The 25,755-nt window shown below is 43.4% G+C and carries 32 protein-coding genes; 5 read left to right on the plus strand and 27 right to left on the minus strand.

Annotated features, from left to right (window positions below; all coding sequences use genetic code 11):
- The first annotated feature begins 796 nt into the window (after positions 1-796).
- Positions 797-1,519, plus strand: coding sequence for a response regulator (locus tag ACFG4S_RS32540; protein WP_392532973.1), 723 nt, complete (start codon positions 797-799; stop codon positions 1,517-1,519).
- A 56-nt stretch (positions 1,520-1,575) separates the two neighbouring features.
- Here ACFG4S_RS32540 and ACFG4S_RS32545 read toward each other — a convergent pair whose 3' ends face one another.
- Both ACFG4S_RS32545 and ACFG4S_RS32550 read right to left on the minus strand, forming a co-directional pair.
- Positions 1,576-2,940 (minus strand): lipid-A-disaccharide synthase-related protein, encoded by a 1,365-nt coding sequence (locus ACFG4S_RS32545; RefSeq protein WP_392532974.1) that lies wholly within the window; start codon positions 2,938-2,940, stop codon positions 1,576-1,578.
- Between the two features lie 122 nt (positions 2,941-3,062).
- A complete protein-coding gene (locus ACFG4S_RS32550; RefSeq protein WP_392532975.1) occupies positions 3,063-3,959 on the minus strand; it encodes a LysR family transcriptional regulator in 897 nt (298 codons plus the stop codon).
- Positions 3,960-4,325: 366 nt separating this feature from the next.
- Between ACFG4S_RS32550 and ACFG4S_RS32555 the strand changes: the two genes are divergently transcribed.
- The 3 genes from ACFG4S_RS32555 to ACFG4S_RS32565 all read left to right on the plus strand — a co-directional run bounded on the left by ACFG4S_RS32555 (position 4,326) and on the right by ACFG4S_RS32565 (position 10,804).
- The gene (locus ACFG4S_RS32555; protein ID WP_392532976.1) at positions 4,326-5,039 is read left to right on the plus strand and encodes a type 1 glutamine amidotransferase domain-containing protein; all 714 of its coding nucleotides are present in this window, start codon (positions 4,326-4,328) and stop codon (positions 5,037-5,039) included.
- 530 nt (positions 5,040-5,569) lie between these two features.
- Entirely contained in the window at positions 5,570-7,684 is a 2,115-nt protein-coding gene (locus ACFG4S_RS32560; RefSeq protein WP_392532977.1) for a cytochrome-c peroxidase, read from the plus strand.
- 1,044 nt (positions 7,685-8,728) lie between these two features.
- On the plus strand, positions 8,729-10,804 hold the full coding sequence (locus tag ACFG4S_RS32565; protein ID WP_392532978.1) for a BamA/TamA family outer membrane protein: 2,076 nt from the start codon (positions 8,729-8,731) through the stop codon (positions 10,802-10,804).
- 9 nt (positions 10,805-10,813) lie between these two features.
- On the opposite strand, the gene ACFG4S_RS32570 is transcribed toward ACFG4S_RS32565, so the two are convergent.
- Positions 10,814-11,176 carry a helix-turn-helix domain-containing protein gene (locus ACFG4S_RS32570; protein ID WP_392532979.1) on the minus strand — a complete coding sequence of 121 codons (363 nt, stop codon included), beginning with the start codon at positions 11,174-11,176 and terminating at the stop codon, positions 10,814-10,816.
- A 241-nt stretch (positions 11,177-11,417) separates the two neighbouring features.
- Here ACFG4S_RS32570 and ACFG4S_RS32575 point away from each other — a divergent pair, with 241 nt between their 5' ends.
- Positions 11,418-11,858: a hypothetical protein gene (locus tag ACFG4S_RS32575; protein WP_392532980.1), complete on the plus strand. Its 441-nt coding sequence runs from the start codon at positions 11,418-11,420 to the stop codon at positions 11,856-11,858.
- A 15-nt stretch (positions 11,859-11,873) separates the two neighbouring features.
- On the opposite strand, the gene prfA is transcribed toward ACFG4S_RS32575, so the two are convergent.
- The 24 genes from prfA to rplP all read right to left on the minus strand — a co-directional run bounded on the left by prfA (position 11,874) and on the right by rplP (position 25,689).
- Positions 11,874-12,971 (minus strand): peptide chain release factor 1, encoded by a 1,098-nt coding sequence (gene prfA / locus ACFG4S_RS32580; RefSeq protein WP_392532981.1) that lies wholly within the window; start codon positions 12,969-12,971, stop codon positions 11,874-11,876.
- A gap of 103 nt (positions 12,972-13,074) precedes the next feature.
- Positions 13,075-13,317, minus strand: a complete 243-nt coding sequence (gene rpmE / locus ACFG4S_RS32585) for a 50S ribosomal protein L31 (RefSeq protein WP_292759704.1) — start codon at positions 13,315-13,317, stop codon at positions 13,075-13,077.
- Positions 13,318-13,471: 154 nt separating this feature from the next.
- The gene (rpsI, locus tag ACFG4S_RS32590; RefSeq protein WP_392532982.1) at positions 13,472-13,888 is read right to left on the minus strand and encodes a 30S ribosomal protein S9; all 417 of its coding nucleotides are present in this window, start codon (positions 13,886-13,888) and stop codon (positions 13,472-13,474) included.
- Positions 13,888-14,349, minus strand: coding sequence for a 50S ribosomal protein L13 (gene rplM, locus ACFG4S_RS32595; RefSeq protein WP_392532983.1), 462 nt, complete (start codon positions 14,347-14,349; stop codon positions 13,888-13,890). Before rplM ends, rpsI begins: the two co-directional genes overlap by 1 nt.
- Positions 14,350-14,457: 108 nt before the next feature.
- Positions 14,458-15,285: a tRNA pseudouridine(38-40) synthase TruA gene (truA, locus tag ACFG4S_RS32600; RefSeq protein WP_392532984.1), complete on the minus strand. Its 828-nt coding sequence runs from the start codon at positions 15,283-15,285 to the stop codon at positions 14,458-14,460.
- An 82-nt stretch (positions 15,286-15,367) separates the two neighbouring features.
- Entirely contained in the window at positions 15,368-15,718 is a 351-nt protein-coding gene (gene rplQ / locus ACFG4S_RS32605; protein WP_392532985.1) for a 50S ribosomal protein L17, read from the minus strand.
- 123 nt (positions 15,719-15,841) lie between these two features.
- The gene (locus tag ACFG4S_RS32610; RefSeq protein WP_392532986.1) at positions 15,842-16,789 is read right to left on the minus strand and encodes a DNA-directed RNA polymerase subunit alpha; all 948 of its coding nucleotides are present in this window, start codon (positions 16,787-16,789) and stop codon (positions 15,842-15,844) included.
- Between the two features lie 366 nt (positions 16,790-17,155).
- Entirely contained in the window at positions 17,156-17,551 is a 396-nt protein-coding gene (gene rpsK / locus ACFG4S_RS32615; protein WP_010998331.1) for a 30S ribosomal protein S11, read from the minus strand.
- A gap of 54 nt (positions 17,552-17,605) precedes the next feature.
- Positions 17,606-17,986, minus strand: a complete 381-nt coding sequence (rpsM, locus tag ACFG4S_RS32620) for a 30S ribosomal protein S13 (protein WP_392532987.1) — start codon at positions 17,984-17,986, stop codon at positions 17,606-17,608.
- Positions 17,987-18,111: 125 nt separating this feature from the next.
- Entirely contained in the window at positions 18,112-18,225 is a 114-nt protein-coding gene (gene rpmJ, locus ACFG4S_RS32625) for a 50S ribosomal protein L36 (RefSeq protein WP_015129703.1), read from the minus strand.
- A gap of 117 nt (positions 18,226-18,342) precedes the next feature.
- The gene (infA, locus tag ACFG4S_RS32630; RefSeq protein WP_006276978.1) at positions 18,343-18,567 is read right to left on the minus strand and encodes a translation initiation factor IF-1; all 225 of its coding nucleotides are present in this window, start codon (positions 18,565-18,567) and stop codon (positions 18,343-18,345) included.
- 244 nt (positions 18,568-18,811) lie between these two features.
- Entirely contained in the window at positions 18,812-19,363 is a 552-nt protein-coding gene (locus tag ACFG4S_RS32635) for an adenylate kinase (protein ID WP_392532988.1), read from the minus strand.
- Positions 19,363-20,676, minus strand: coding sequence for a preprotein translocase subunit SecY (gene secY, locus ACFG4S_RS32640; protein ID WP_392532989.1), 1,314 nt, complete (start codon positions 20,674-20,676; stop codon positions 19,363-19,365). Before secY ends, ACFG4S_RS32635 begins: the two co-directional genes overlap by 1 nt.
- Before the next feature lie 74 nt (positions 20,677-20,750).
- Positions 20,751-21,194, minus strand: coding sequence for a 50S ribosomal protein L15 (rplO, locus tag ACFG4S_RS32645; RefSeq protein WP_392532990.1), 444 nt, complete (start codon positions 21,192-21,194; stop codon positions 20,751-20,753).
- 100 nt (positions 21,195-21,294) lie between these two features.
- On the minus strand, positions 21,295-21,822 hold the full coding sequence (rpsE, locus tag ACFG4S_RS32650; RefSeq protein WP_012410709.1) for a 30S ribosomal protein S5: 528 nt from the start codon (positions 21,820-21,822) through the stop codon (positions 21,295-21,297).
- A gap of 106 nt (positions 21,823-21,928) precedes the next feature.
- The gene (rplR, locus tag ACFG4S_RS32655; protein WP_392532991.1) at positions 21,929-22,291 is read right to left on the minus strand and encodes a 50S ribosomal protein L18; all 363 of its coding nucleotides are present in this window, start codon (positions 22,289-22,291) and stop codon (positions 21,929-21,931) included.
- 2 nt (positions 22,292-22,293) lie between these two features.
- Positions 22,294-22,842 carry a 50S ribosomal protein L6 gene (rplF, locus tag ACFG4S_RS32660; RefSeq protein WP_392532992.1) on the minus strand — a complete coding sequence of 183 codons (549 nt, stop codon included), beginning with the start codon at positions 22,840-22,842 and terminating at the stop codon, positions 22,294-22,296.
- A gap of 86 nt (positions 22,843-22,928) precedes the next feature.
- The gene (gene rpsH, locus ACFG4S_RS32665; protein WP_012410712.1) at positions 22,929-23,330 is read right to left on the minus strand and encodes a 30S ribosomal protein S8; all 402 of its coding nucleotides are present in this window, start codon (positions 23,328-23,330) and stop codon (positions 22,929-22,931) included.
- Positions 23,331-23,350: 20 nt separating this feature from the next.
- On the minus strand, positions 23,351-23,899 hold the full coding sequence (gene rplE / locus ACFG4S_RS32670; protein ID WP_392532993.1) for a 50S ribosomal protein L5: 549 nt from the start codon (positions 23,897-23,899) through the stop codon (positions 23,351-23,353).
- Positions 23,900-24,015: 116 nt separating this feature from the next.
- Complete coding sequence (gene rplX, locus ACFG4S_RS32675; RefSeq protein ID WP_392532994.1) at positions 24,016-24,369, minus strand: 50S ribosomal protein L24; 354 nt, start codon at positions 24,367-24,369, stop codon at positions 24,016-24,018.
- A gap of 2 nt (positions 24,370-24,371) precedes the next feature.
- Positions 24,372-24,740 (minus strand): 50S ribosomal protein L14, encoded by a 369-nt coding sequence (rplN, locus tag ACFG4S_RS32680; protein ID WP_392532995.1) that lies wholly within the window; start codon positions 24,738-24,740, stop codon positions 24,372-24,374.
- A 37-nt stretch (positions 24,741-24,777) separates the two neighbouring features.
- Entirely contained in the window at positions 24,778-25,026 is a 249-nt protein-coding gene (gene rpsQ, locus ACFG4S_RS32685) for a 30S ribosomal protein S17 (RefSeq protein WP_392532996.1), read from the minus strand.
- A gap of 6 nt (positions 25,027-25,032) precedes the next feature.
- Positions 25,033-25,260 carry a 50S ribosomal protein L29 gene (rpmC, locus tag ACFG4S_RS32690; protein ID WP_392532997.1) on the minus strand — a complete coding sequence of 76 codons (228 nt, stop codon included), beginning with the start codon at positions 25,258-25,260 and terminating at the stop codon, positions 25,033-25,035.
- A 3-nt stretch (positions 25,261-25,263) separates the two neighbouring features.
- Positions 25,264-25,689, minus strand: coding sequence for a 50S ribosomal protein L16 (rplP, locus tag ACFG4S_RS32695; protein ID WP_392532998.1), 426 nt, complete (start codon positions 25,687-25,689; stop codon positions 25,264-25,266).
- Positions 25,690-25,755 lie beyond the last annotated feature (66 nt).

Genomic DNA, 25,755 nt, shown 5'->3' on the forward strand with positions numbered 1-25,755 from the left:
TGTATAAAGTAAAATAAAATACTTTACTAAGCTTAAAACGATTGTAAATGAGTGAGTCCCTGCCCGTCGTCAGTCATTGGTGAGAGTTATACATTATTATTGTGTACCATAAGCTTGAGCAGTTTTACCTATCAGATTGATTAGACTGAGTAAATAGCAAATTACTCTCTGTGTTTATTGGTAAATTTTAAGTAATCTAAAGCTCCTTAAGTTTCAACATTTTTTTTAACGATGACCAGATCGATATTAGTGTTTTCGTGGAGATCGCTAACTTCCAGAGTTGGCAAAATTATAAATTGGGCATTGGGCAAAACAGTTCTGTTGGTGCTAGCAGGGGATTTAGCCCTAAGTCAGGAGGTTTTTATCTCCTTCTCTCTTGTGTCCTCTACTCCCCAGGTTTAGGATACCCATCAGATTCATCGAAACAATCAAGAAAAAAGGTGTGCTTACAAAGCCCTCTAAGGGTAGTTCAGTTTTTCGTCAGGTAACCTCAATTTTTCCAGTTTTGTCTAAGATAATCGTAAATAACTAACAGAGCATACCAAGTGAAAGCTGAATTTTGAGTAAGAGGCTGTAACTTGGTATTCGTATCAATGGTTCATCCTTTTTGTACAAGTAGCCATATATCTCCAGCTAGATTTGTACTCTATCTAAATACTAAATAATAGGACATTGATTATTTCTATCGGTGGATGCAGACTGGTTAAAAGATCATCTATCTTAGGTTTGGGAAATAAAAGATATTGCAAAAGGTAATACTTTGAAAGATGCCAACAGCGTAAAAGCGAGTGTAGCAATGAGTGAAATTAGCATTATTTTAATTGAAGATCACGACTTAACGCGAATGGGACTAAGGGCTGCATTACAGTCTCATAGTGCATTAAAAGTAATTGGCGAAGCCGCAAATGCTACCCAAGGATTAAAACTTTTAGAAACGGCAAAGCCAGATGTAGCTGTTGTAGATATTGGTTTGCCTGACATGGATGGCATTGAACTGACCCGTAAATTCAGACGCTACCAAGCTGAAACCGGGCAATCAGCAACAAAGATTCTCATCCTGACAATGGATCACACGGAAGATGCTGTACTTGCAGCTTTCGCGGCAGGAGCAGATTCTTATTATATGAAAGAGACAAGTATCAGTAAGTTAACTGAGGCTATACAAGCGACTCACGGCGGTAACTCTTGGATCGATCCGGCAATTGCCAATGTGGTATTGCGAAAGATGCGCCAAGGAATACCCGGAGAAAGCCAAGGCTCTGATAAGCCAAAAACTGTCAAAATTGAGGCGCTGGCCACAGAATATGAGCAAGTTCTAGAAACATACCCCTTGACTCAACGGGAATTAGAAATTCTCGAGTTGATTGTAGCTGGGTGTAGCAATGGGCAAATTGCCGAGAAACTCTACATTACAGTTGGTACTGTCAAGACTCATGTGCGGAATATTCTTAATAAACTTTGTGCTGATGACCGTACCCAAGCAGCTGTTAGGGCTTTGCGTTCTGGGTTGGTAGCTTGAGTGAGTGCTGAGTGCTGAGTTAGGAGTTTTATTTCTCCTCCGTCCCCAATGCCCAATCATCCTAATTGTTCCTGCAAACATTCAGCAATACGTAATGCTGCACCTGGTTTTCCCATACGTAGCACACCATTTTCGGCAATAATTTGCAAATTATCAGGATCTTTGAATAAAGACTGTACCATCTTGGCAACTTCTGCTGGCTGCTCAACTAAAATCAAAGATGACCCTAAAAGCCGACTTTGAGCTTCAGCAAAGGCAGGGTTATATTGAGGCCCATTACCGGGAATAGCGATCGCTGGTTTCCCTAAACCGATAAACTGTTCTGTAGCAGTACCAGCCATTGCGATCGCTAAATCTCCCAAATGCAAACAGTCGTTATAAGCTTTTTGTGTTAATAACAAATATGCATTTTTTTGCTTAAATGTCAATAAATTTGTATCGGAAATTGAGAGCGGGGATGTTGCTTCCCTTCGCCAGCCTTGGGATTGCACGCTTTTAGACAAAATATTACAGTCTAGACCAGGAGCGATCGCACCTAAAAATACCACTGTACCAGAAGTGTGGAATAGAGAACCTCGTTGCTGGAAACTTGTCATTAACGCAGATACGGCAATCATAATTGTTTCCCAGTTGGCGTATGCCTCTGGCGCACGGGAACCAGGTAGAAGAGTCACCACAAAAGGCCGGACTGTTTCTTGCTCTTGAGTATCGGCACTGTAAAATTTTTGGCGGGAAAATGTTGGTTCTAAACCATCCATCATCGGATTACCCAAATTGAAAGCTCGAATTGGCCATTGTTTTAATGTTTCCGTCGTCAGCGCATCTCTAGGGAACACCGCCTTACAACGGCGACGACTCATTAACCAACGTTCCCAAGGATGGTAGACTGAACCCGAAAAGTTTTCCCAACGCGCACCTTTGGATTTTCGTGGTAATAATCCAGCTTCATCTCGCACATAATATTCTGATTTTGCCGTACCAACAAAAGCATAATTAGCACCACTAAAAGTAGCAAACAACAACGGGACAATATCTCCCACAGCTAAAATCGCTCTCTTGTTACCTAATTTTTTTTGGGAACTCACCCAACGGCGAATAGCTTTAATTTGGCTAAGAGTAAGTTGTAACAAACCACCGCGTACATCCCGCGCCAATTGGCGCCCATCCATGTAAATAAACCCACCAGAAGGCATAGTGTGTACTGAACCGATGAAGGGAATATCCAATTGTTCGTAAGCACGTCCTTCACCCACCAGAGGTAAAGCAAAGATTTCTGGTGGGTTTGATTGTCGTTGGAGCTCTTGTAAAATCCGGACTGCAATCATATCTTCCCCATGTCCGTTACTCAAAACCAGCAACTGCAAAGGAGAATTTGCACCTGGGGAATTAGAAGCTTGGGATAATCGAGATACATTACTCATAGAACCTCGCAATCAGTATTTTGAGTATCAAGGGATGCTGATATCATGCCATGAAGAGTGGTGAGTGCTGAGTTAAAGACTGCTCACAGGGGGCTAAACGCCACGCTATTCATGTACACCACTCAGCACTGAGTCAGATCAATTCTTAGCCATTCTAAAAGTAAAATTACCTGTTGCGATTGTCGTTGTGACTTGCGATACGCCAACCAAATGGAGTTAGTTACGGCTTTTGTGGGTTTTAAAATCAAGGTTAACCGACCATCGGCAATCCAGTCAGTGCAGAGGTAATCAGGTAAAACACTGTAACCGACTCCTTGGGCGATCGCTTCCCGAATACTTCGTAAATCTGGAATCACCCATTGGGGATTCACATCCAAACGCCGACCAAATATGACCCGCCAAAATCGGCGAATAATCGGTAAGTCTTCGCTGTAAGCAATCCACGGCTGAAGTTTAAGCCACTGTTCTAGAGACGTTAAATCAGCTTGCATGACATCTTGCGATATGGGAATTGCGATCGTGGGTGGTGCAACGAGCCAAAAAGTTTCCTCAAAAATCAGTTGATATTCAAGCTCTGGCTGGGAGATTTTTTGAGTAGCGATCGCACAATCAATGCGATCGGCTAATAGTTCCTCGATCAGCTCTTGCACCAGCCCAAATTTGACTGTAAATAGGCTTTTTTCTCTTTTGGGTAGACGTTGCAAAACATATTCACTGAAAAATTCTGTCGGAGTTCCTAAACGAATCAGTAAAGGTGCATCTGCTAAGGCAGTTTTGGGAGGAATTGATTCTAGCGTTTCGATCGCCGCAGCAACGCGAGTATATAATCGCTTTCCGGCTTCAGTGGGAAGCATTCGACGGGGCATTCGTTGGAATAGAGAAGTTCCTAAAGTTGATTCTAGAGCTGCAATGTGCTGACTGACAGCAGGTTGAGTTAGATGTAAGATTTCGGCTGCACCAGACACAGTACCTACTCGGTACACTTCGACAAAACTGCGATACCATTCCAAACTAACCATAAATTTAATTATGGTAAAGTCAAAAACTCATTATTTGTATTTTCTACAGGTTTACCGTAGTATAAAGTTATAGAAATCCAACTTAATTCTTGCTAGATATACTGAGAACTAAACATTTATACGGTAAGTTCTTAGCTGATTTAGTTTTTCAAAAATCAAGTAGGAGTTCTATATCAGTTAACACAAACTCTTTGAGGGTTTGTCTCATAAGCTGTTACGCATTTAATTTGTACATTTACCTGATGACTGATGACTGATGACTAATGACTGAAAACCTGTCAACAGTCAACCACCATCAAGAGTGTTTATATACTTTAGACGCGCATCAGCTTACCAATCTTTGATTGAATAATGGGAAGTAACTTTATGTCTCAGAAAGTTCTAGTTGTTTTAACGAGCCACAACACCTTAGGGAACACAGGCAAAGAAACTGGATACTACTTGCCAGAAGTGAGCCACCCAGTTGCCGTCTTTGATAGTGCTGGCTTGACTGTTGACTACGTTAGTCCTAAAGGTGGGAAAGCACCGATGATTGGAATCGATCTCAATGATCCAGTGAACGCTGAGTTTCTCAACAACCCTGAGAAGATGGCGCAGGTGGAGAATACTTTGCAGCCAAGTCAGGTCGATCCATCGGCATATGATGCAATTTTCTATGCGGGTGGACATGGCACCATGTGGGATTTTGCCGACAATAAGGAGTTGGCTAGCATTGCAGCCAGCATCTACGAACGAGGTGGTGTAGTTGCCGCAGTGTGTCATGGCCCGGCTGGGTTGGTCGATATCCGACTTTCAAACAATGATTATTTAGTAGCGGGAAAAACAGTGTCTGTCTTCACTAACGAAGAAGAAGCAGCAGCGGGCTTGACCGACATTGTGCCCTTTCTGTTAGAAGCGAAGTTGATTGAGCGGGGTGCAAAAGTAGACAAAGCACCGAACTTTCAGGCGAAAAGTGTGGTGAGCGATCGCTTAGTCACTGGACAAAACCCAGCCTCAGCCAAGGGTGTTGCGGAAAAGATCGTGGAACTGCTGAAACAGCAAAGTCCTAGCCTTGCTTCAACCGGAGGTTCGGCCGGCTAGAAGATTTCTCAGTAATCATAGGGAAGAATAATCATTATGGTGAGAAAGGGGTTACCGTCGGTAACCCCTTTCTCACCATAATTTTCTCTGAAAAAATAGAAATATTTTTGTAACATTTTGGTGTTGCTTACGATCGAGGGAAAGCGGATGATCCCATTGAGTTTGACTATTTTGCTGCCAAAGAAAATTAAGATTTAGGAGCGATCAAAGCGCCGTGAGAGCTAGTCTCGAAGCTGGAGAAAGTCCTTTTTCTTGCACGCTCTTGACAAATGTGCGATTACCTTAATTTCTCATGAATGACGCCACTCCTACTTTTATAAGTACATTGAGAAACCACATCGAAGTTCTATATAAAACGACCTTAGGACAGAAGTATTTTTAGAGACTTATGTCGTAAATAATATATCAATCAAGTTGATTCATGTAATCTTTTTAACTTGGAAAAATTCCTCAAATACTATAAATTGATTATCAGGCTAATAAACTGTCGTATTAGTTGAATAAATTTAGTGTTTTTTATTAAAAAAAACATGGGAATTATACCTTTGATCGTTCTAGTAATAATAGTTACTAGTTTACCTATCTATTTTCTACTCACTTCCAAGAGTAGATGGCGAAAAAAACAGAGAATTGATTCTCTGCTATCTAAACCACTGGTATCGAGGTTTCACAAAGCGATGATAATTGGGGCGATAATAGCGATCGCCATCATCGCTGGAAACACTGTATCAGCGCAAGTTGCACGACCTCTAGCTCCCCTGAAAACAGTCAAAGTTCAAGAACCTGACAATCTGACAGACTTCGTGAAGAACAAAGCTGCCGCAATCAAGTTAGGAAAAGCCCTGTTTTGGGATATGCAGATCGGTAGCGACGGCGTGACCGCTTGTGCAAGTTGTCACTTCCATGCTGGTGCTGACAATAGATCCAAAAATCAGATTTCTCCTGGACTATTGCGAGTTAACGCCGATAAAACAGCAAATCCAGATACAGTTTTTGATGTTGGAGGCGCACCCAACTATCAACTTAATCGGCAAAATTTTCCCTTTCACCAGCTATCAAACCCGAATGACCCCACGACCGTTATCTCCGATCGTAATGATGTTGTTTCTTCCCAAGGTGTCTTCAATAGCGAGTTTGTGGATGTTACGCCCGGTAATGCCGTAGACCAAGTAAAGTATTTGCCAGATCCAGTATTTAACGTTGGCGGTAAAAATGTGCGCCGTGTTGAACCACGTAACACACCAACTGTAATCAACTCCGTATTTAACTTCCGTAACTTCTGGGACGGTAGAGCGCAGGAAATCTTCAATGGAGTGAATGAATTTGGGTTGAGAGACCCGAATGCTTATGTTGTTAAAGCAACTACTCCTAGCTATCTGGAATCTGTGAAAGTTAGTATCAACCATGCGTCTTTAGCTTCTCAGGCTGTTGGTCCACCAATCAGTTCTTTTGAGATGTCTGCTGATGGTCGCACCTTTGCAGAAATTGGTGATAAGTTCGGGGCAGTCGATCCAAAAACTCACAGTGTTAGCAAGGGTAAGAAACTACCCAGAAAAATGGGGAAAAAGTTACTTCCCCTTAGACCACTAGGTAAACAGATAGTAGATCCCCAAGATAGTGTATTAGGCACAGATAGTAGGTCACCCCAAACGGGACTGCATACTTTAACCTATCAACAACTAATTGCCCAAGCATTTAAACCTGAATGGTGGGCATCCAATCGCATTATCCAAGTGAATCCCGACGGTAGCAGAACTTTCGTCAAAAAGCCAGACCGTTCTGTACAAACCAATGAGTACACACTCATGGAGTACAACTTCCCGCTGTTCTTTGGACTCGCGGTGCAGATGTACGAGTCTACACTCATTGCTAGCGATACACCTCTGGATCGCTTTTTAGATGGAAAGGCCGATGCTCTCAGTGACCAACAGAAACTAGGAAAAGAATTATTTGAAGGGAAAGCTGCATGTACTACTTGTCATAATGGAGCAGAACTCACGAGAGCTTCAGTTAGTGCTGTACAGGAACAACGTATCGGGATACTTACCGTCCCGAACTTTCCCAGAATTATTTTTGACAATGGCTTCTTCAATATTGGTGTCAGACCCACTCTCGAAGACCTTGCTGTCGGTGGTAATGACCCCTTTGGTAATCCACTGTCAGAATCACGATTATCTCTGTTAGGTACTTTTAGGCAATTGCTTGGTTCTGATGCGAATACTACTGTTACTTCCAATGACTTGTTAATTGCGGACGGTAGTTTCAAGACACCAGGACTACGCAACATTGAACTTACAGCCCCTTACTTCCACAATGGTGGCTACTTGACTTTGCAACAAGTTGTGGACTTTTACAATCGTGGCGGAGACTTTCGCCAGCAAAGCGCCCTCGCCCCATTAAATCTAACGGAAGAGGAGAAAGCAAATTTAGTGACATTTCTCCAAGCCCTCACTGATGAGCGAGTTCGCTATGAAAAAGCTCCCTTTGACCACCCACAATTGTTTGTTCCCAATGGTCATCCGGTTAACTCTAACTCCTCTGTGACCGACGATGGTACGGGTAAAGCTACAGATAACTTCCTAGAAATTCCCGCTGTTGGTAAGTTTGGTGGCAATGGTACACCTAATTTCTTGGCAAATCAGTAAATTACCGAAGTTTTTTAAATAGCTAATATCTTAGTACTAACCCAATACTTTTCGGTTAAACCCAATAATCTCTCTTTTGGTCTGGGGAAAGGTTAAAGGGTAATGGGGAAAGGGAAATTCAAACCCTTTCCCTTTCCCCCTTAACCGAAAAGTATTGAGTACTAACCCTGTATTTAACAGGGTTTTTCTGTAGAAATTATGCTACCCCCTCAGAACCAGACTGTTTTGATTAAAACTCAGTACGGTTCAGTTAAGGTTAAAACTTTTTATCAAAGTTATTTTTTTAACGAACCACAAAGGACGCAAAGGACACGAAGAAAGAAATGCTTAACTGAACTGTATTGGATTAAAACTGTATTCATTTAGGGATTACCAAGAAATAAATTATCCAATCTTGTGGGGTGGGCGTCTCGCCCGCCCTTGGCACCCCACAAGAAAAATTGGATGTTTTTTTATTTGTCAGTCCCTTATCTTTTAAACCAATACTTATGGTTATTCAGTATGTGTTATGCCATATTAATTAAAACTCAAAATCTACTAATCCATTAGGCTTTAAGCCTCTAAACCGTATAAAGGCTCTTTAAATTGAGTTAGTTAAAAACTGATATTTTTTGTCTGGCATGGGTTTCGAGTTTTTTAGAACGTAGATTTAGCATCCCAAGTACTGAAGAACCATACTTATTATCTAATTGTAGAGAATTAATGCTAAATTCTTAATGCTCAATTCTTCCTCCTAAATCATAATTTTTTATCTCTATTAAATCTTTTATCAATCAGCCTCAAAATTCAACTGTCTCTACTGCTAATATCTCACGTATAGGAATGCTAAATGAGTTACGAACAAAAAGACCCCTGATTTCTTGCATCAGCCGGGGATCTCAGCCTCTCATAGTGTTAGCGCGAAACAAAAAATTATAATTAACTGTCTGTGTATACAGAGGTATGAATGAGGAAATCCGCAACGAAGCTGGAAGTTAGTGTTATTGCTATTCCTGAAACTTTGTGCAACTAATTCATAGTTAATTAGGTGAAATATTATATATTATGAAAATTTCTGCTACTGCAATTTTTACTTTAGCTACTTTGGCTGCTGCCAATGTTACTCAGCAAGCAACGGCTGCACCTGCTAAAGCCGTTACTCCAACTACAAAAACTGATAATTTAGTAGTGCCAGTAATTGAAGATACTCCGACGCAGATAGAAACAATTGCTGCCCCAGAAACTATAGTTGCACAACAATTTTCCCCAAATCCCGCCCCAGTGCTAACAGTTCTTAACAACAACTCCGCAGTAGTCTTAAAACCAGTAGACAAGGCAACATTGAAACAAAAAGACAAGAATTCTTCAGTAATAATCCCCCTCATCTCCTCATCCCCTACTACAAACAACGATTTAGTAGTCACAGCTACAGATGTACAGATAGTGGGAAGTAATCAAGAATTGCAGCAAATCATTCGCAAAGTAATTAAAACACAGGCGGGTGGAGAAACCAGCCAAAGCCAGCTACAAAGAGATATTGGAGCAATTTTAGATACAGGTTTATTTAGCAGTGCCAGTGTAAATAGCCGCAGTACCCCTGCTGGATTAAATGTAGTTTACCAAGTGCAACCGGTGATTGTGCGATCGCTACAATTATCTGGTGCAAAAGTACTCACCTACCAAATAGCCCAAGAACGTTTGCAATCTCAAATCGGAAACACCATTAGTCCCACTGGACTCCAGCAAGCAGTGGCACAAATTAACAAGTGGTACGCTGACAATGGTTATAACTTGGCACGGGTGCTATCACTTAAGCCAAGTCCTCAAGGCATTCTGACTGTGAATGTTGCTGAAGGTTTGGTGAGTGATATCAAGTTTCGCTTTGTCAATGACGAAGGTAAAACCGTTGATAGTAAAGGTAACCCTGTGGTAGGACGCACTAAACCAGATTTTCTGCAACAGCAACTCAAGCTTAAACCTGGTCAAATCTTCCAAGAAAATGTCGTCAAACAAGACATACAACAGTTATATGCCACTGGCTTATTTCAAAGTGTAAATGTTGCCTTAGAAGGAGATGCGACAAAACTTGATTTAGTCTATCAACTGAAAGAAACTGGGGCGCGTGGTGTTAACTTGGGTGGTAGTTACAATGCCGATCAGGGGTTGATAGGCACTATCAGCTATCAAGATCGAAATGTTGGCGGTATTAATGATAATTTAGCGGTGAATGTTGGCGTCAGTAGCCGAGATTTACAGTTTAATACTAAATATATCAGTCCCTATCGAACAACAAACCCCGATCGCTTGGGCTACACTGCGAACGTTTTTCGTAATCAGGAACTTTCGGAAACCTTTGATGACAAAATTAATTTAGCTAATGGCGATCGAGTGCGAGAAAGTCAGATTGGCGGTGGTGTCAGCTTCCAACGACCGATTGATGACTGGAATACCTCTTTAGGATTTAACTATACCCGAACTAGCATCCGCGATCGCCAAGGTAATATTACCCCAACCGATGCTCAAGGCAATCCCCTATCTGCTAGTGGAACTGGCATTGACGACCTAACTACTGTATCCTTCACCGCCACCAAAGACCAACGAGATAACTCCATCAATCCAACTAAGGGTTCTGTTTTGAGTCTGAGTACAGAACAATCTATACCCCTTGGTGAAGGTAATATTTCCCTCAATCGCCTGAAAGCCAACTACAGCCAATATTTACCAGTGCAGTTATTTAACAGCAAACAACCACAAGTATTTGCAGTCAATCTCCAAGCTGGGACAGTTATTGGCAATTTACCGCCCTACGAAACCTTTAACTTGGGTGGTTCCAATTCAGTGCGCGGTTACGATTCTGGAGATGTTGGGAGTGGTCGCAGTTACGTTTTAGCTTCCGCAGAATATCGTTTTCCCGTTTTACCAATCGTCGGCGGTGTCTTATTTGCTGACTTCGCTTCCGATTTAGGTTCTGGCGATACCGTATTGGGAAATCCCGCAGGTGTACGAGATAAACCAGGTTATGGTTTTGGTTATGGGGCTGGAGTGCGAGTAGATTCACCTTTGGGTTTAATCCGCGCTGACTACGGCATTAACGACCAGGGAGAAAGCAAAATACATCTAGGTATTGGTCAGCGATTTTAACACAGATATTCAACTAGCCTTGGCTTCATCCCCAGAAGCTTCAGCCACAGCAGCCAATCTATCTGCCGCAGCTTGGACGATTTGAGCCACTTGGCCTAAAGGCATATGCTGAATTTGTCTCAGAATCAGACTCAAATCTGAGGTTTCTGGAATTGGTTTACCATCTATGCAGCTGATTAACTCTTCCATTGTGTAGCCTGCTTTGGATGCAATTTGAGCCAAATTTTCTGTATCTGGCACCTTCACACCTTTTTCCCACATCTGAACAGCAGTAGCAGATACTCCCAAAAGCTTACCAAATGCTCGCTGACTCATTGAACCGCGAGCTAGTTTAATAATTTCAATCAGTTTTTGTTTGGTTTCGATGTTCACTGCTTGTATAGCTAGCCAACTGTATTTACAAGTTTACTTTCAATATTACAAGTTTACTTTTATATTGACAGCCTTGTATTTTAGTACTAAACTATATCTCTGGTTGTAAATCGGCAACTACAGGCATCAAGCTAGTAGAATAATCCATCTATCTTTGAATCAACCCTAAAAACTTAGTTTGCTACGGCAGTTCGGCTAGTAGCTCAACTTTGCTGCGAAGAAATAATATCGAAGGTGCATCATGTTTCCCAAGCCACGCAAAATTAATCAATATCGCCGCAAAGGTAAAAACCTGATAGCCACTAATAAAATTAAACCAGAAAAGTGGAATATTTCCGAGGCTGAAACCAAAGAAGCTTTAAGAGTTAAAGGCTATGATGTGAAGAAAATCAAAAAAATCTGCTGTTTGAAGCATCAGGCGTGTATTTCCTACTGGGATGCAAAAGGAAATATATGCAGCAGCTTTTTTAGTTACCGAATTTTTGCGCGTTGGCAAGAAGAAGCAGAAAAGTTAATTTATACTTGCCAAACGCTAAAAGAATGGGCAAAGCTAAATTACGTAATGAAATACGAATTTGCTTATTACCATTATCCCAGTGAAATGGAAGATGCACTCCAGGGGACATTAGAAAACCACCTGACTGTGCTAAAAGAGACATTACAGCAAGTGGTTTTACAGTAATTTTAATAGCAAAAATTAGTTAGCGGCAGCAGTCGCTAACTCCGCGAGACGTTCTTGCTGGTCTAGAGAGATACAAGATTGGATAAGGGTCTCTAAATCACCTTCCAAAACCGGGGTCAGAGAATAATTTTGACCTAACCGATGATCGGTAGCCCGGTTATCTTTATAATTATAGGTACGAATTTTTTCCGATCGCGATCCAGTACCAACTTGCGATCGCCGCATAGAAGTTACAGCCGCTTGTTGTTCGCTTAACTTGATGTCATACAACTTCGCCCGCAGAATTTGCATCGCCCGTTCTTTGTTTTGTAACTGGCTGCGTTCTTCTGTACAAAAAATACGTATTCCTGTCGGTTTGTGCATTAAGTCAACGGCTGTTTCCACTTTGTTGACGTTTTGTCCGCCAGCACCGCCAGAACGAGCTGTAGTCATTTCAATATCTTTCGGGTCAATGTGAATTTCTACATCATCCACCTCTGGCATAATCGCCACGGTAGCTGTAGAAGTATGAACCCGTCCCCCAGATTCAGTTGCAGGCACCCGCTGCACGCGATGTACTCCAGCCTCAAATTTTAACTGGCTATAAACGTCATTACCTTTAATTTCGAGAATGACCTCTTTCCAGCCACCCATTTCTCCACGAGATTCGCTCACTAGAGAAACTTTCCAACCTTGAGTTTGGGCATAGCGGGTGTACATCTGCATCAAATCGCCAGCCCAAATACTTGCTTCATCGCCACCAGTACCAGCGCGAATTTCCAACATGATATTCTTTTCATCATTGGGGTCGCGTGGTAGCAGTAAGACTTTCAAGCGAGACTCTAAATGTTCTATTTTTTCTTCAAGTTCTTTTACTTCCAGTGATGCCATTTCTTGCAACTCTGGGTCACTTGCAGATTCTTTGTAAACCTGACGCGCTCCAATCAAGTCTTCTTGGGCTGTTTTCCAAATTTCGTAGGTATCAACTACTTCTTCCAAAGAAGAACGAGACTTAGCAATTTCTTGATACTCATCAGGATTGCTAGCGGTATCGGGGTCGCCAAGACGACGTGTTAATTCATTAAAGGTTTGTTCAACGGATTTTAGTTTGTCCAGTAAGTATGATTCAGCCATGACGAGTGCGATCGCTCCTTAAAAAATAACAAATTGGCTCGAGCATATAAATGAAAATCGACCCAGCTGATGCAGGGCCGTCGTTAACAGCAGAGCCAACCCGCTACTTTTTGTTTTGATCGTCGCCAGATGTTTGAGTGCTGCTCATGCCATACTTACGCAGGAAGCGCTCTACTCGACCCTCAGTGTCAATAATCTTCTGAGTGCCCGTGTAAAAAGGGTGATTTCCAGACCAAACATCTACATGCAATTCTGGCTTAGTAGAGCCAATGGTCATAACAACTTGACCGTTGCAGTAAACTTTAGCATCTGGATACCACTTGGGATGAATATCAGATTTAGCCATTGTTCCTTTTGTGGTGAATCTATATTAATTATAACTTTCAGCGTTCAATTGGGGCTAGGCATTGGGGACTGGGGACTAGGGATTGGGGACTGGGAAAGAGATAAAAAACTGACTTTTCTTAATGCCCAATCCCCAATACCCAGTACCCAGTCGCTTACCGCTTAGAGTACTGAGGAGCTTTCCGAGCTTTATGTAAACCATATTTTTTCCGCTCTTTTGCTCTTGGATCGCGAGTTAGGTAACCTTCGGTTTTCAAAGGTGGACGGTTGTCGGGGTCTAGTTGGCACAAAGCACGAGCAACTCCCAAGCGAACAGAATCAGCCTGTCCGGTCAAGCCGCCGCCTTCTGCTTTCACCAAAATGTCATATTCGTTTTCTAGTCCCAGAGTTTCTAGGGGTGCTTTGATCACTCCCAAATAATTGGCATTGAATTGGAAATACAAGTTTCCATCTTTACCATTAACAGTCAGTTGACCGCTGCCTGGTACTAGACGGACTCTGGCGACTGCGGACTTGCGACGACCAGTACCCCAGTACACGGCGCGACCGCTATTGGCTTCTGCTACTACCATTAGATTTCTTCTCCAGGAATTGTACTAATTTTTAGTTCTTTGGGTTTTTGAGCATCGTGAGGATGGGTAGGTCCAGCGTAAACTTTCAGCTTGGTGAACAAGTGCTTACCTAGACTATTTTTAGGTAGCATACCTTTGACAGCATGTTCTAAAATCCGCTCTGGTAAACGCTGTTGCAGTTTAGCGAAGGTTTCTGTTTTCATCCCACCAGGACGCCCAGAATGGCGACGGTAAAGCTTTTGAGTGCGCTTTTTGCCTGTGACTGCTACTTTCTCAGCATTGATGACAATTACGAAATCACCTGTATCTATGTGGGGTGTATATTCGGGTTTATTCTTGCCTCTGAGGATTTGAGCGATTTCACTAGCGAGGCGTCCGAGACGTTTATCGGTGGCATCTACTAAGTACCACTCATGCTCAAGGGATGCTTGAGAAGGAAGGTATGTTTTAACTGTTGTCATTTGCTATTTGTCCTTTGTCATTTGTTATTTGTCATTTGTCAGTTGTCATTTGTTATTTGTCCTTTGTCATTTGTTATTCACTAATGACCAATGACTAATGACCAATGACTAATGACTAATGACCAATTTTGGCAGGGTGTCGTACCAAATCTCTGGCGGAAAGGGAAAATCCGGATAGCCAACTCGCAACAAGCACAAACCTTGGGCTGGTGCGGAGTGTTTGACTTCTTCGCGGCGTTGTTCTTTCCAAAGTTCGGTGAAGTTAGAAAGTGTCCGTTGCCCAGAACCCACTTGTACCAACATCCCTACCAATAGCCGTACCATGCCATACAAAAATCCATCTGCCTGTATTTCAATATGGATAAATGGCCCACTGCGATGACACTCTACTGCTTGTACCTCTACCCAGGAATGCGATCGCTTTGATCCGGCTCGTTGAAAAGCAGCTAAGTGATGCTTTCCCAAGAGAGGTTTCAAGGCAGCTTGAATTAAGGATTCATCCAGGGGTGCATAATAATAATGCCAACTGAAGGGTCTCACGAACAAGTTAAGTCGATCTTCAGTGTATATTGTGTAGCGATACCGTCGATAGGCTGCACTAAAGCGAGCGTGCCAACGGTCATCTACACTAGCTGAAGCCCTGATTAATATATCTGGCGGCAGATAGCTGTTGAGGATTGTTGCCCACTTCTGAGGCGGAATGAAACCTGTTGCTTCAAAATGGGCTACTTGAGCAGCAGCATGAACTCCAGAATCGGTTCGCCCAGCACCATGTAATGTCACATGATGCCCAAGAATAGTAGCGATCGCAATTTCGATCTCTTCTTGGACTGTCCGCTGGTTTTTTTGCCTTTGCCAGCCGTGAAAATGAGTGCCCAGGTATTGAATTACCAAGGCTACTCGATGAGTTTGTGTAGGCTGGTGGCTTTCTAACATAGAGATTTTGTCCTTTGTCCTTTGTCATTTGTCCTTTGTTATTTGTGAATAACCAATGACTTAATGACTAATGACTAATGACTTAAACCAATTCCAGTATTGCCATCTCGGCATTATCACCCCGACGAGGTACAGTATGCAGGATACGGGTATAACCGCCCTGACGATTACCATATCGAGTGGGAGCTTGCTCAAATAAAGCGTGAACGAGTTGTTTATCGAAGATGTAGCCCAAGGCTTCACGGCGTGCTGGCAAGGAGCCGTTTTTAGCTAGGGTAATCATTTTATCGACTTCACGTCGCACTACTTTAGCGCGAACTAAAGTGGTGGTAATCTTACCATGACGGATCACCTCGGTGGCGAGCGATCGCAGTAAAGCACGGCGTTGATCGGCTGGTTTACTAAGTTGTTTGACGCGACAACGGTGACGCATAATTAGGCACTTATGAACTACAAACGGTTTTGATAATCATGTCCGCTAATCACTTACCAAAAAAAACTCTCCCCATCAGAGTGTCTGTCTAAATGATAAGTAATCAACCAGACTTGATATGATTTAAGGGTGTTTAGAGCCTCTTTCCTGAGGCAAGGTAATGCCCAAACGTCGCTGTAAAGCTTCCACAACTTCTTCTGCCGACTTTTGACCAAAGTTTTTAATCTCTAGGAGGTCTTCTTGGGTATAATCCAACAAGTCGGCCACAGAGTTAACTTGTGCGCGTTTGAGACAGTTATATGCCCGAACAGAAAGTTGCAATTCTTCGATGGGTATTTGGGCGGTTGGATCGTCTGGAATATCCGAACCTGTGTCTGTTGGTTCTAGGGAGATATCTTTCAATGGGTTGAATAAATCTACCAAGATCCCAGCAGCGGAAGATAGTGCTTCTTGGGGAGAAATACTACCATTCGTCCAAACTTCCAACAGTAGTCGGTCTTTTGGAATCAAGCCTTCCCCACGAGATTCTTCAACACTATAGTTGACTTTTCGCACTGGCATAAATATCGAGTCGATTTGCAGAAAGTCCAATGATGTGGCTTCCTCACGTCCTCGCTCTACGGTGCGATAACCTTTACCTTTCTCGATCCGAAATTCCATTTCCAGCTTTCCACCTTCGGCGATGGTAGCTACATACTGGGTCGGATCGATGACTTCTACTTCACTAGGCAAATCAAAATGCGCCGCCGTGATTGTTGCTGGCCCGCTAACAAGTAATCTACCGATTTGGGGTTGCGAGGAATAGTTTTTCAGGATAACTTCCTTCATTTTCATGAGGATTTCCAGCACGTCTTCCCGCACACCCGGAACTGTAGCAAACTCGTGTGAAACGCCCGCAATCCGCACCGCTGTAACTGCTGTACCCTCTAGATTCGACAGTAAAACCCGCCGCAGCGCGTTACCAACCGTTGTTCCTTGACCGCGCTCTAGAGGTTCCAGAACAAATTTACTGTAATGGTTGCGGCTTTCGTCAGTATTAGACTCTACACATTCAATTTGAAACTGCGCCACCGATTAGCCTCCCTTTTTTTAAGGTGCTGCTAGCAGACAAACCAATTGCCTCCCGAATTGAGTGCCAATTTTCGATTTTTGATTTTTGATTCTACTTTTTCGGTTTAAACCAAGCCTTTTGTAGGCGGAAAAAATCTCAAATCGCAAATTTCAAATCTAAAATTGATTAATAGTGTTTTGGGTTCCCGGAAGTTTAACAGCTTTCCATAAGAGAAAATCTGAGGCACTCCCGATCGTCCAAAGTGTCCAAAGTTTATCAGTCTTAAATAAATGAAGTTTGGACAACTAGATGTCTAAGCTTCATTGAAAGTGACTTGATTTTACTTTGACTGTAAATGCTCGTCCTCACTGCCCAAGTTTTGGTATTTAAACTCGACGGCGCTTGGGGGGACGGCAACCATTATGAGGAATCGGTGTAATATCCCGAATCAGGGTAATTTCTAGTCCTGCTCCTTGGAGTGCCCGAATAGCAGTTTCTCTACCCGCTCCTGGACCACTGACCATTACCTCAATTTGCCGCATTCCTTGATCGATCGCTCGACGAGCTGCACTTTCAGCAGCGGTTTGTGCTGCAAAGGGAGTTCCCTTTTTTGCTCCCTTAAAACCGCTAGAACCCGCACTAGCCCAGGAGATGACATCTCCATTTTGATCGGTAATGGTGACAATGCTATTGTTGAAAGTAGACTGGATGTAGGCCATCCCATTAGGGACATTCCGCTTCTGCTTCTTGCTCCCGGATTTTTTAGTTGGTTGTCTCGCCATACTTGTTTAGTTGATTTAAGGTAAAACTTGCTCTGTTTGGCAAGCATCGTGAAATTATTTCCCTGGTGCCTTCTTCTTCCCAGCCACTGTCTGCCTTCTGCCTCGACGGGTTCTGGCGTTGGTGCGAGTTCTTTGTCCTCTTACGGGCAAGCCCATACGATGACGACGCCCTCTGTAAGTGCCAATATCAACTAAGCGCTTGATGTTCATAGACTCCAAGCGCCGCAAGTCCCCTTCAACTTGATAGTTGGTTTCTATCTCTCCTCTGAGGGCTGTTACATCGGCGTCACTTAAGTCTTTAACGCGGGTGTCTGGGTTCACACCCGTAGCCGCTATAATTTCTTGCGCCCGCGATAATCCAATTCCGTAAATGTAAGTCAGACCAATTTCGACGCGCTTATCGCGTGGAAGGTCTACTCCGGCAATCCGTGCCACAATGAACTCTCCCTATTGTTCTCGCAATTATTGGTAGTTAGAAAAACGTGATTAATCGCGTCTTTTCGTTTTAATAATCATATGCGTGTTGCAACCGACTCTGTAGGACTCTGTTGGGAAGAGTGTTATCCTTGACGTTGCTTGTGCTTGGGGTTCACGCAAATTACCATAACGCGACCACGGCGTTTGATCACATTACATTTTTCACAGATTTTCTTGACTGAGGCTCTGACTTTCATGCCTTTTTTACTTTGACTCCAAATATTAAATTATAGCATTTCTAGGGAAATTAATCCAGTTAAATGACTAAAAAACAGTCAAAAAGATGGGTTTATGGTAATATTCTCTACATATACTTACTTTTTACGCAAGCGATAGGTAATTCTGCCTTTGGTCAAGTCGTAGGGAGTTAACTCCACCTTGACGCGATCGCCAGGCAAAATCTTGATATAATTACGGCGAATCTTACCGGAAATGTGTGCTAGCACGTTAAATCCATTGTCCAAGTCAACCCGAAACATCGCATTGGGCAAGGACTCTGTAACCGTGCCTTCCATTTCAATCAAATCTTGCTTAGACAATTTGTTTTTTCCTCAACTCAACAATTTCGTGTTCAGTTGCAGCGGTTCACCTGCAAAGACACACATTTTAAGAAATATATCAATAGTTTATTAATATATCTTAGCTAAAATTGATCTGTTTATTGGTAGGGGGCATTGGGCGTTATCAGTGCTGTTAGCGATAGCGGGGCGTTTAGCCCGTGCTGAGTTAGAAGTTAAGAGTTAGGAGTTTTGTTTATCTCCTTGTTCCCTCATGCCGCTAATCTTAAGCAATGACCTTTTGCAGTTCAACAGTGACTTCTTCTTGGGACTGATTGCCATTGACTGTTAGGAGTTTTTGGCGATCGCGGTAATAATCAATTAGAGGTTCAGTTTCAGCGCGGTAAACTTCTAAACGACGACGAATTACTTCTTCGTTATCATCTTTTCGTCCCCGTCCAAGCAAACGCCCGACTACTACCTCATCTGGTACTTCCAGACTGATTACTCTCTCACCAGACTGGTCTAGTTGTTCTAGTAATTCCTCAAGAAAAACTGCTTGTTTTACAGTTCGAGGAAAACCGTCGAGAATCCAACCTAGCTTCGCATCTAGCTGATTCAGTCGTTCCTGTACCATTTCCTGTACTAGAATGTCTGGCACTAGTTCCCCTTTATCCATATAACTTTGAGCTTTAATGCCCAAACGGGTTTGCTTTTCTAATGCTTGGCGCAATATATCACCCGTAGAAACATGGGGAACATGCCAATGGTCAGCTAGTGTTTTAGCTTGTGTTCCTTTACCAGCTCCAGGCGGTCCCAAGAAGATTAGTCGCGTCACTATTGTTTCACCATTCCTTCATAACGCTGAGAGATCACGTAAGTTTGGATTTGTCTTGCCGTATCGATCGCCACACCAACTAGAATTAACAAAGAGGTAGCACCCAGTCCCTTAAAAGTGGGTACTCCTAAAGCACTTTCTACACCGGTTGGGATAATCGCAACTAAGCCCAAAAATATCGCACCCAAAAAAGTCAGTCGGTTCGACACTCGTTCGATATATTCGCTAGTTGCCTTACCAGGACGAATACCAGGAATACTAGAACCCATTTTCTTCAAGTTTTGCGCTACATCAACTGGGTTGAGAATCAACGAAGAATAGAAATAGCTGAAGAAAACGATCGAGACCATGTAAACCAAAGCATAGACCCAGGAACTAGAACCGCTGGGACTGAGATAAGTGTTAACTATATTGGCCAATTCGGCATTTTTGGTGAAATTGGCAATTAACAGTGGCAAACTGAGGATAGCAGCGGCAAAAATAATTGGCATAACGCCGCCCTGATTTAGCCGCAAGGGTAGAAAGCTACGTTGCTCTGCCAAAACTCGCCGACCTACTTGGCGACGAGCCGAAATAATTGGGATGCGACGCATTCCTTCTTGCACAACAACAATACCAACAATTGTTGCCAGGAAAACTAAGATTAGCACGATCACGCGGCCTACTGTTTCCCGACCGCCTACTTGCACTAAATCGATGGTATCGCCTAAAGCTTTTGGTAATGACGCGACAATATTGACAAAAATCAACAATGATGCACCATTGCCAATACCTCGTTCTGTAATTAGTTCTGATGCCCACATGACGAACATCGAACCCGCTGTCAGGGCGATCGCGGTTTCAGCTACGAAGAATGGACCTGGCTTTAAGGCAAATTGCTGGAGGAATAATGCTGAAAAAGCTGTACTTTGGATAATTGCCCAACCTACAGTGACATAGCGGGTAATTTGGGAAATTTTCCGCCGCCCCGCTTCGCCTTCATTTTTCTGTAAATTTTCTAAAGATGGTATTGCAGCGGTGAGCAATTGGATGATAATGGACGCATTAATAAAGGGCAAAATTCCTAAAGCAAAGACTCCCAAAGTCGAAAGTCCTCGCCCGGAAAATATATCCAATAAACCGAATATGGAATTATTGCCCGATATGGCATCGTGAAACCGCCCTCTATCAATCCCTGGTACTGGCAAGAAGATACCAAGACGAACCAAAATTAAAATACCCACAGTGACAAGCAGCCTACCTCTCAGCCCGGCTGCTTGTGCCATCTGCATAAAAGTTTCTTGAGCCGTTGGGGCTTTGTCTCGACTGATCATAGAGTGTTACCTTTATAGTGAACCAGGCGCTGGCAGCGAGTTGGCTTGCATTTAAGTGCGCTGTTCCGGCTCACTCATAAGACTTCACAACTACCACCAGCTGCTTCAATTTTGCTACGAGCTGTACCTGTGAAAGCTGCCGCTTGTACTTTCAGCGGAATGCTCAATTCCCCGTTACCCAAAATTTTCAATTGACCTTTACCACCAGTGATGATACCTGCTGCTTGCAAGGAGGCCAAAGTTACTTCTGTATTGGCGGGAAGGGAGGCTAGCTTTTCTACATTAATCGTAGTGTAAATCTTCCGATTCACAATCGGAAAGCCCTTGAGTTTGGGTAGGCGGCGGTACAATGGCTGTTGACCACCTTCAAAACCTGGTCGAGTTCCGCTACCAGAACGAGATTTTTGACCCCGCATACCTAGACCAGCACTAGCACCTTGACCGGCAGAAATACCTCTAGCTACACGCTTCTTGCGTTTCTTTGAGCCTTTTTGCGGCTTAACATCATGGAGTCTCATAAGCTAAAAATGTCATTTGTCATTTGTCGTTTGTCATTTGTCATTTGCCATTTGTCATTTGTTCAGAACAAAGGACTGTTGACTTGGGACAAATGACTAGTTAGATGTAGAGATTTTGAATAGGAATACCACGATCTTCGGCGACTTCAGAAAGGGTACGCAGTGTAGATAAGGCGTTAACTGCGGCTCTAGCATTATTGAGCGGATTGTTGGAGCCAAGTTGCTTAGCTAGGACGTTGCGAACTCCAGCCAATTCCAATACAGTCCGTACAGCACCACCGGCAATTACCCCAGTACCAGGCGCGGCTGGGCGCATAATTACCTTTGCCCCACCACCGACACCGTCAATGGGATGAGGGATGGAGTTAGATTTGGTGATTGGGATATCAATCAGGTGTTTTTTGCCATCGGCTACACCCTTTTTAACCGCACCAATTACATCTGAGGCTTTCCCTACGCCGACACCAACTTGACCGCGTTCGTTACCTACAACAACGATCGCTCGGAAGCTGAGTTTTTTACCTCCTTTAACGACCTTGCTGACGCGTCGGATCTGAATTACCCGCTCTTGCCAAGTAGTTTCTTCTTTTTTGGCACGCTTTGTTCTACTTTTACGCTCTGTTGCCATAATCAATGCTCTGTTAATGTCATTTGTCAGTTGTCATTTGTCAGTTGTCATTTGTCTTTTGTCATTTGTCCAATAACTAATGACCAATGACTAATGACTAATGACTTTAGAAATCTAAACCAGCTTCGCGGGCTGCATCAGCTAGGGCTTTGACACGACCATGATATAAGTTGCCGCCGCGATCAAACACTACTTTTGTAATGCCTTTTTCTAGCGATCGCACTGCGATCAACTTGCCAACTTGCACTGATGCATCGCGGTTGGCGCATGAAGCTAAACTAGATTTCAACTCTGGTTCTACAGTCGATGCTGCCACGATGGTTTCATGCTTGGTATCATCAATTACCTGGGCATAAATATGCTCATTAGAACGAAATATCGCTAAACGCGGACGTTCTGGCGAGCCAATAACTTTGCCACGAACGCGTCGATGACGACGTTGTTTTGATTCTCTACGAGTAAGTTTCATTTTTACTTCTTACCACTCTTACCAGTCTTACCAGCTTTCCGTCTTACCACTTCACCCGCATAGCGAATACCTTTACCTTTGTAAGGTTCAGGTGGACGAACGGCACGAATTTTCGCTGCTGTGTTGCCGACAATTTCTTTGTCATAGCCACTGACAATGACGTTAGTGGTACCTTCCACTGCAAACTGAATTCCTTCTGGTGGTTCAATTTGCACTTGGTGGCTGTAACCCATATTTAAAACTAGGTTACGACCTTGAAGTTGTGCCCGGTAACCAACCCCTTGAATTTCCAAACGCCGTTGAAAACCTTGGGAAACTCCCTCAACCATGTTGGCGACTAAAGTCCGGCTCAAGCCGTGCAGTTGCCTTGATGTCCGGGTTTCATCCCGACGGGTTACATGTAATATTTCTCCTTCTTGGGAGACTGAAACATTCGCGGCTAAAGTGCGAGAAAGTTCTCCTTTCGGGCCTTTCACCACAAGCTTAGTGCCATCGATCGCCACTTGTACTTTCGCGGGAATAGTAATTGGACGTTTACCAATACGAGACATGACTTTTTGTCCTTTGTTATTTGTCCTTTGTCCTTTGTCTTTTGCCTTTCACTAATGACTAATGACAAATGACTAATGACCAATGACTACCAAACGTAACAAAGCACTTCGCCACCCAAGTTCTGACGCCGCGCTTCGCGGTCAGTCATAATTCCACTGGATGTAGAAATAATGGCAATGCCGATGCCGCCTAGTACTCTTGGTAATTCTTTTCTGTTGGAGTAAACACGCAAACCAGGTTTACTGACCCGCTTTAAGGCGGTGATCAGAGGTTGGCGATTTTTACCTTTGTATTTCAGGGAAATCACTAGGTTGTGTTTTACCCCTTCTTCTGCTTCTTCGATTTCAGCAATAAAGCCTTCCTCCCGTAGCACTTTGGCAATGCTTCGAGTCATTTTTGTCGCTGGCACTTGTGTAGTTTGATGCCGCGCCAGGTTGGCATTGCGGATGCGCGTCAGCATATCTGCAATTGTGTCGTTAGCCGCCATCGTTCCCTCTATAGATGAACTTATTGATCGCGAAAGGGCATTCCTAATTCTTTAAGTAAGGCGCGACCCTCTTCGTCGTTTTTTGCTGTGGTGATGATGGAAATATCCATCCCACGCACTTGATCGATGCTGTCGTATTCGACTTCTGGAAAAATTAGCTGTTCTCTCACACCCAGAGTATAGTTACCCCGTCCGTCAAAGCTTTTAGGGCTAACGCCACGAAAATCTCGAATTCTGGGCAGTGATAGGCTAACCAGTCGGTCATAAAAGGCATACATCCGTTCGGCTCTGAGAGTCACCATGATCCCTACAGGCATCCCTTGGCGAATCTTAAAGCCAGCGATCGCCTTTTTCGCCCGTGTCACCACTGGTTTTTGACCAGTGACTAAGGCAATTTCGTTGATCGACGCCTCTAATGCCTTGGCATTTTGAGCAGCTTCACCCAAACCTCGGTTAATAGTAATTTTTACCAACTTCGGGACTTGATGAACGTTGGTATACTGAAACTGATTGGTCAGCTTGGGGACGATTGTCTCTTGATATAAGGTTTTGAGTCTTGTTGTCGCCATAGTTTTTTGTGCTGATGTCCCTGGGCTTGGTCAGGGAACAAAGTTATGAGTTATGAGTTATGAGTTATGAGTTATGAGTTAAATTTAATTCCTAACTCTTAATTCCTAACTTCTAACTATTTATCTAGAATTTCGCCAGTCTTCTTGAGTTTTCTGACTTTCTTACCTTCTGAGGTAAAGGTATAACAAACACGACTAGCAACGTTTTGCTTGGTGGAATAAAGCATGACGTTGGAGCTATGAATTGGGAATTCTTGGGTGACAATGCGCCCTGATTCCCCTTCTTGCTGGGGTTTAACGTGCTTGGTTTTCAGATTTACACCTTTAACGATTACTTTACTCAGTTGGGGAAGTGCCTGAGTAATTTCGCCAACTTTTCCTTTGTCTTTGCCAGCAATCACTTGTACGGTGTCGCCAGTTTTGACGTGCATTTTGTGGAATACTTTGGGCGTACCCTGTTTGGTTGCCATTACTACAGCACCTCCGGAGCCAGAGAAACAATTTTAGTAAAGTTTTTATCGCGCAGTTCCCGAGCAACCGGACCAAAAACCCGTGTACCTCTGGGATTACCGTCTTTGTTAATGATTACAGCGGCGTTATCGTCAAAGCGAATACTCATACCACTGTCACGATTTACAGCTTTCCGAGTCCGGACAATTACTGCTTCGACTACATCCGACTTTTTGACAGCCATGTTGGGTGTAGCATCTTTGACAACAGCAATAATCTTGTCGCCGATAAAACCATAACGGCGGTTGCCTCCACCTAAGATGCGGATGCACATTAGCTTTCGGGCGCCGCTATTATCTGCAACATTTAAGTAAGTCTGGGATTGAATCACGATTTGTCTTCCTTAGGATGTTGTTAGAAAACTAACATTAAGTAGGTTTGACGTTGAGGACTTCTGTTACTTTCCAGCGCTTGGTTTTACTCAGAGGTCTAGTTTCTTGAATGCGGACGCGATCGCCAACTTTGCAAGTATTTTCTTCGTCGTGAACTTTATAACGCTGGGTGTTGACTACAATCTTGCCGTACTTGGGATGAGGAGCGCGGTTTTCGACGGCAACTACTACCGTTTTTTGCATTTTGTCGCTCACTACCAAGCCAACTCGTTCTTTGACTGCCATAATCTCCTATTTCTCTGCTTGTGGCGGTTGATTTGCTGCTCGTTTGCGTTCTCCCTCTACCGTCAGCAATTGGGATAGGCGGTGCTTAGCGTGTCGAAACTGGTGAGGTTTCTCTAGCTGTCTTGTGGCTTTTTGCAAGCGCAACTGAAATAATTGCCTTTTAACAGCGAGAATTTCGTCAGAAATTTTCTCGTCACTTAATTCTCTAGCTTCTGAAATTTTGGGAAGAGGCATAACCTACTCCTGCTCCTGTGGTTGAGAGCGCACAATAAATTTGGTTTTGATTGGCAACTTAAATGCAGCCAAACGCATAGCTTCACGGGCGATTTCTTCGGAAACCCCGGCGATTTCAAACATAATTCGCCCTGGCTTGACTACAGCCACCCAAAACTCTGGCGAACCCTTACCAGAACCCATCCGGGTTTCAGCGGGACGCATGGTTACAGGTTTATCAGGGAAAATCCGAATCCAGATTTGTCCACCCCGGCGAATATAACGGGTCATTGCTCGACGAGAAGCTTCAATTTGCCGGGAGGTAATCCACGCAGGTTCTTGAGCTTGGAGGGCAAAATCACCGAAATTAAGGGTACTGCCACGGGTGGCTAGTCCTTCCATCCGTCCGCGCTGTTGTTTGCGGAATTTAGTTCTTCTTGGGCTTAACATGATTGGCTACTGGGTACTAGGTACTGGTGATTAGGGATTGGGGATTAGGGATTGGGGATTGAGAAT

Origin of the sequence: Nostoc sp. C117 (genome assembly GCF_043099735.1) — a bacterium.
Lineage (GTDB): Bacteria > Cyanobacteriota > Cyanobacteriia > Cyanobacteriales > Nostocaceae > Nostoc.

Coding starts and splice junctions, on each gene's coding strand:
- rplR (WP_392532991.1), bottom strand. CDS start 22,291: ATGAAACTTACTCGTAGAGAATCAAAACAACGTCGTCATCGACGCGTT.
- rplX (WP_392532994.1), bottom strand. CDS start 24,369: ATGGCAACCAAACAGGGTACGCCCAAAGTATTCCACAAAATGCACGTC.
- rpsE (WP_012410709.1), bottom strand. CDS start 21,822: ATGGCAACAGAGCGTAAAAGTAGAACAAAGCGTGCCAAAAAAGAAGAA.
- rpmC (WP_392532997.1), bottom strand. CDS start 25,260: ATGCCTCTTCCCAAAATTTCAGAAGCTAGAGAATTAAGTGACGAGAAA.
- rplO (WP_392532990.1), bottom strand. CDS start 21,194: ATGAGACTCCATGATGTTAAGCCGCAAAAAGGCTCAAAGAAACGCAAG.
- ACFG4S_RS32545 (WP_392532974.1), bottom strand. CDS start 2,940: ATGAGTAATGTATCTCGATTATCCCAAGCTTCTAATTCCCCAGGTGCA.
- rpmE (WP_292759704.1), bottom strand. CDS start 13,317: ATGGCTAAATCTGATATTCATCCCAAGTGGTATCCAGATGCTAAAGTT.
- prfA (WP_392532981.1), bottom strand. CDS start 12,971: ATGGCTGAATCATACTTACTGGACAAACTAAAATCCGTTGAACAAACC.
- ACFG4S_RS32550 (WP_392532975.1), bottom strand. CDS start 3,959: ATGGTTAGTTTGGAATGGTATCGCAGTTTTGTCGAAGTGTACCGAGTA.
- ACFG4S_RS32555 (WP_392532976.1), top strand. CDS start 4,326: ATGTCTCAGAAAGTTCTAGTTGTTTTAACGAGCCACAACACCTTAGGG.
- ACFG4S_RS32575 (WP_392532980.1), top strand. CDS start 11,418: ATGTTTCCCAAGCCACGCAAAATTAATCAATATCGCCGCAAAGGTAAA.
- rpsK (WP_010998331.1), bottom strand. CDS start 17,551: ATGGCGAGACAACCAACTAAAAAATCCGGGAGCAAGAAGCAGAAGCGG.
- rplQ (WP_392532985.1), bottom strand. CDS start 15,718: ATGCGTCACCGTTGTCGCGTCAAACAACTTAGTAAACCAGCCGATCAA.
- rpsQ (WP_392532996.1), bottom strand. CDS start 25,026: ATGGCAGTCAAAGAACGAGTTGGCTTGGTAGTGAGCGACAAAATGCAA.
- ACFG4S_RS32560 (WP_392532977.1), top strand. CDS start 5,570: ATGGGAATTATACCTTTGATCGTTCTAGTAATAATAGTTACTAGTTTA.
- rpsH (WP_012410712.1), bottom strand. CDS start 23,330: ATGGCGGCTAACGACACAATTGCAGATATGCTGACGCGCATCCGCAAT.
- rplP (WP_392532998.1), bottom strand. CDS start 25,689: ATGTTAAGCCCAAGAAGAACTAAATTCCGCAAACAACAGCGCGGACGG.
- truA (WP_392532984.1), bottom strand. CDS start 15,285: ATGTTAGAAAGCCACCAGCCTACACAAACTCATCGAGTAGCCTTGGTA.
- rpsI (WP_392532982.1), bottom strand. CDS start 13,888: ATGGTAGTAGCAGAAGCCAATAGCGGTCGCGCCGTGTACTGGGGTACT.
- ACFG4S_RS32565 (WP_392532978.1), top strand. CDS start 8,729: ATGAAAATTTCTGCTACTGCAATTTTTACTTTAGCTACTTTGGCTGCT.
- rplF (WP_392532992.1), bottom strand. CDS start 22,842: ATGTCTCGTATTGGTAAACGTCCAATTACTATTCCCGCGAAAGTACAA.
- secY (WP_392532989.1), bottom strand. CDS start 20,676: ATGATCAGTCGAGACAAAGCCCCAACGGCTCAAGAAACTTTTATGCAG.
- rplM (WP_392532983.1), bottom strand. CDS start 14,349: ATGACAACAGTTAAAACATACCTTCCTTCTCAAGCATCCCTTGAGCAT.
- rplE (WP_392532993.1), bottom strand. CDS start 23,899: ATGGCGACAACAAGACTCAAAACCTTATATCAAGAGACAATCGTCCCC.
- ACFG4S_RS32540 (WP_392532973.1), top strand. CDS start 797: ATGAGTGAAATTAGCATTATTTTAATTGAAGATCACGACTTAACGCGA.
- rpmJ (WP_015129703.1), bottom strand. CDS start 18,225: ATGAAAGTCAGAGCCTCAGTCAAGAAAATCTGTGAAAAATGTAATGTG.